Source organism: Coleofasciculaceae cyanobacterium (genome assembly GCA_036703275.1).
In the GTDB taxonomy this organism is placed as follows: Bacteria; Cyanobacteriota; Cyanobacteriia; order Cyanobacteriales; family Xenococcaceae; genus Waterburya.
The window spans coordinates 1-4,023 of the sequence record DATNPK010000063.1 but is presented as its reverse complement, the minus strand read 5'-3'; the positions used below and the strand labels follow the sequence as shown (position 1 = coordinate 4,023).

The 4,023-nt window shown below is 40.5% G+C and carries 6 protein-coding genes and 1 pseudogene; 6 read left to right on the top strand and 1 reads right to left on the bottom strand.

Annotated features, from left to right (window positions below; all coding sequences use genetic code 11):
* The 3 genes from V6C71_11285 to V6C71_11275 form a co-directional block, all read left to right on the top strand.
* Window positions 1–430 (top strand): hypothetical protein (locus V6C71_11285; GenBank protein HEY9769058.1); only part of this gene is annotated, 430 nt, incomplete at its 5' end.
* On the top strand, window positions 384–830 hold the full coding sequence (locus V6C71_11280; protein HEY9769057.1) for a hypothetical protein: 447 nt from the start codon (window positions 384–386) through the stop codon (window positions 828–830). The genes V6C71_11285 and V6C71_11280, both read left to right, overlap by 47 nt.
* On the top strand, window positions 823–1,095 hold the full coding sequence (locus V6C71_11275) for a DUF2839 family protein (GenBank protein HEY9769056.1): 273 nt from the start codon (window positions 823–825) through the stop codon (window positions 1,093–1,095). The genes V6C71_11280 and V6C71_11275 overlap by 8 nt, the downstream gene beginning before the upstream one ends.
* Before the next feature lie 791 nt (window positions 1,096–1,886).
* Here the strand turns inward: V6C71_11275 and V6C71_11270 are convergent.
* Entirely contained in the window at window positions 1,887–2,513 is a 627-nt protein-coding gene (locus V6C71_11270) for a 2OG-Fe(II) oxygenase (protein HEY9769055.1), read from the bottom strand.
* 237 nt (window positions 2,514–2,750) lie between these two features.
* Here V6C71_11270 and V6C71_11265 point away from each other — a divergent pair, with 237 nt between their 5' ends.
* The 3 genes and pseudogenes from V6C71_11265 (at window position 2,751) to V6C71_11255 (ending at window position 4,023) form a co-directional block, all read left to right on the top strand.
* On the top strand, window positions 2,751–3,179 hold the full coding sequence (locus tag V6C71_11265; protein HEY9769054.1) for a transposase: 429 nt from the start codon (window positions 2,751–2,753) through the stop codon (window positions 3,177–3,179).
* Between the two features lie 59 nt (window positions 3,180–3,238).
* The gene (locus tag V6C71_11260; GenBank protein HEY9769053.1) at window positions 3,239–3,409 is read left to right on the top strand and encodes a hypothetical protein; all 171 of its coding nucleotides are present in this window, start codon (window positions 3,239–3,241) and stop codon (window positions 3,407–3,409) included.
* Window positions 3,410–3,622: 213 nt separating this feature from the next.
* Window positions 3,623–4,023, top strand: a pseudogene (locus V6C71_11255) (IS6 family transposase).

Sequence of the window (4,023 nt, the reverse complement as noted above, 5' to 3'; positions counted from 1 at the left end):
TTCACCATTTTGGTATCTCAACACTGAGAAATGGCTTTATCCTAATTACACGGAATACTGCCATAACAGCGGGACTCGTCCTGTTAGCCTACGTCGATTTGTCACTTTACTATCTGACCTGGGCAAGAATCAGTTGGGTTTAGATATCAGGAAAGAACGCGATCGCGAGGGAGCATATTTTGTGGGTTTGAAGATTCGAGATGAGAGTGACACTTCACCACCATTAATTACTGGTAACTCTGAAGTAGAAATAAATATTAGCCCTCGACCAGAGAACACGAATGTAATAAGTAAATTGTGGACGATGGTAATGGACAGAGTGACGAATATGATGGATTATGTCCTAAAGGACGACGCGAAGGACGCGCCTCCAGGCGCTAATCATGCACGGGCTAGTGCCGTGGCATACCGCTCTGCGACACGTAGTTAGTCCTTTAGGGCATATGATGGATCAAAGTACTGGTAGTGATGAATGTGACGACTGTGACGGCATTTATCAAAACTCACCAGAATTAGAAAAGAGTGTAGAAAATGAAACCATCTGTAGTACAGATGATCGAGGGCAGAAAGAGGAAAAAGAAATATTAGAAGAAGTTTTAGAAATGCCGTCACAGATAAGGCAATTGAAAACCCGAACCAATACAGAGTATGAGGTGGAGAATAATCAGCTTGCCATCACAGTAGGGGATCTCGTGATGGTAGATGATTGCCCAGGACATTGGAGTTGGGCTAGCCCGTTTACAGTAGAAGCGATTGATGGTGAGATGGTTAAACTAGAGATGGTCAGTGAGTTAGTAGAAATAAAGAGGTTATCTGTAATTAATGGGTGAAGCTAGAAGAAGAAAGAAATTATTAGGTGAACAATACGGTAAACCGACTAAGAGAAATTCTCAAGTAGCAATTTTTTCTCTGAATCGAACCGAGGGGAAAATAAGAAGGACGAAGCTATCTCGTCCGCCAATTCCCGCTCTTGAGCATTTAAAATTAAAGCTGAATTCAGTTGAGCTGAGAGATTGGCTAATAGATTCAGTGGAGTGGCCTGTTGGATTTTGTGGTTTTTGTAACAGCCGAAGATGCCTGGAAAATAGCATCTAAATTGCTAGAGAGGCTTTCTTGTAAGTTCCCTCAAGACCTTAGCTCTGATTCGAGTAACAGTTATGCTCTTTCTCGTGGGATTCAGGTATCAGTGGGGATTAATGTTTACAGTTGGACTGTGTGGGCTGGTGTTGAAGATTGCTCTACAGGCTTTTTGTATATAACTTCTGATGCTGATGAATTCAGGCTAGCCTGTCATTAGAGTAGGAGATAAGGTAACGATTGAAGACTATCCAGGTCATTGCAGTTGGGCATCACCATTTACAGTAGAAGCGATCGATGGTGAATGGGCGAAGTTAGAAATGGTGGGTGAGTTGATAGAAGTAAGCAGATTATCTCTGATTAAGTGAACTCAAACATTTTTCGATGAAAAGACTAAAATCAGTCAATAAAGGGTAAAGCCCTAGCTCTTAGCCTTTAGCTTTTTTTTGATCGAGCCAGTAAAGGTATTGTGATTGTTTAAAAGTTTGGTCAATAGCCGCGATCCGTAGGCTAGGCGAAGCCTAATCGCTCTGAGTCTTTTTGTTTGATAAGTAGTATGAAAGTAGTAATGTATTTTAATGATAATGATAGCAAGTGTAATTTTGATGATGGTAAAAGTGAAGGCTATAATTGTTGCTGTGTAAACCTGTAATAATGTGATGGCATAAAAAAAACTCTTGAGAATTTCAAAAGTATCGTTGAATTTAATTTAATGTAACATGCTTATCTATTGTGGTCATGGATGGTTAAAGCCAGATGGGGTAACTTTCGCTCGTAATCAGGGAAACTTGCTTACCAAAGCTATTGCTTCAACTTCTTTTTCTTGGCTTATTTCTCCCCTTCTCTGCTCTAACTGCCCTTGACTCTAGTTGAAGTTCTGGGATTTCCCTCAGTTGAGCATCATCCAGGTTGTATTGTTCACAAACAAGGCTCAGGCGAATACCTGGACTCGTCACAGGCTTCACCGAATGGATTAAATCTCCCTGGAAAAATAGCAGAGTGTTTGGTTGGGGGCGAATTTGTGCAATTTGGCGTTTGTGCGATCGCAGCACCAGTTCCCCTCCCTCTAAATCTGTAGGTACCTTGACATAAAGAACGCTGACTACAACAGGAGAGGCGATCGTTTTGCAGTAGGAGCGCAAAGAGCGATCGATGTGGGGGTCTACCCTAGAGCCGAGTCCGAGTAGTAGGGGGTTGAGGTAAAAAGCATTGCACTCTTGTTGCACTACTCGATTCAGGTAGAGCTTGAGGTAAGGGAAACGCTGCTTGATGTCCGTCAGATGTGAGCGCCGAAATACTAGAGAAAATCCCTTTGTCCCTACAAAATCACGATTCAAATTATTTACGGCAAAGTAGGGACAAGCTAAAATTTGTCCTTGCAACTCACTCAGGTAAATTTGAGAAAACGCTTGGGAATACTGATGATAGTAGGACAAGGGAAGAAGTTATGCTTTGATTGGAGGATTGATTAAACAGGATTTAATTGTCGTTGCTGCCAGAGTTTGAAAGTTGAGGTCAAAACTATGAAATCACAGGATAAATTGCCAATCATAACACCAATAGTAATCGGATTTTCGCTGTTTTATAGCTAAGAACTGGTTGCGGGTTTTGTTCGTTGGGTGAATTTGTCTAGAAGCCTATATCTACTTAGGATTTCACTAACTTAAGTTAAAGTGACTCAAGTCATTTTAATTGGAGAAACGGTAGAAACAAGAATGCCTCAAGCCCAATCCTGGAATTGGATTCCAACTCATTTGACCGTCGAACAGTTCGAGCAATTTGTCTTGCCTCATCTACATTTTGTCAGTCGTGGTCCACAGCCAAAACTCTCTTTACAGGTCATTTTTAACTACATTTTAAAGCTCTTGTATGTAGGAAGTCAGTGGAAAGAGCTACCTATTGCTACAGACCAAGATGGGCATCCAGAAATTCACTACTCTAGAATCTATCGAGCTTTTCGACGCTTTGAAATCCATGGATGTTTTGATAACATTTTTGTGGATTCTGTATCCTTACTCCACCAGGAAAAACTTCTTAATATTACTGTTATTCATGGTGATGGAACAACCACAGCAGCGAAAAAAGGTGCCCTAAAGGATTAGCTTCGCGTCGTGATAATTTTGGCTTGAGCGGACATAAACATCTCCAAGGTGATAGAGTCGTGGCATTTTGCGACCGCAACTGTAATGTCATAGCTCCCTTTGTTACCGCTCCTGGCAATCGTAATGAATCTCCTCTGTTGAGGAAAGTTTTGCCACAAGTGACTCATATCGCTCGGATGGTCGGATTTAATCTGAAGAATACTATCGTGTTTTCTAGATGGTGTTTATGACAGTCGCAAGAATCGAAAAGCCATTTTTAATTGAGGCATGATCCCCAACAGAACATGAAAATCTCCGAGGTCGAACCACTCCCAAGCGAGGCAGAAAGAGACTTTTCATGCCTGCTATATTTCAAGAAAGGTTCAGAACTATCGAGCGGGTTCTGTTGCAAAAATTTGAGATAAACTTGTAGTATAATTTAAATATTAATTACTACTAATAAGATGAACTCGAAGCAGCCGTTTAAATGGAAACATTTCCAAGGTGAGATTATTTTATTTTTGTGTGAGATGGTATCTTCGCTATGCTTTGAGTTACAGGAATTTATCAGAAATAATGTTGGAAAGAGGGTTGTCTGTAGATCACACTACAATCTATAGGTGGGTAATCATTTATGCGCCTCAAATACAAAAAAGAAGCCGAAATTATTTAAAGCCGACTAATGATTCTTGGCGTGTAGATGAAACCTACATTAAGGTGAATAGAAAATGGAAATATTTATACAGAGCAGTAGATAGCGAAGGCAATACTTTAGACTTTATGCTGAGTGCTAGAAGAAATAAAGAAGCTGCCAAAAGATTCTTTAAGAAAGTACTACAAGCTAGACATAACAAAAAGCCTAGAG

Coding starts and splice junctions, on each gene's coding strand:
- V6C71_11280 (HEY9769057.1), top strand. CDS start 384: ATGCACGGGCTAGTGCCGTGGCATACCGCTCTGCGACACGTAGTTAGT.
- V6C71_11275 (HEY9769056.1), top strand. CDS start 823: ATGGGTGAAGCTAGAAGAAGAAAGAAATTATTAGGTGAACAATACGGT.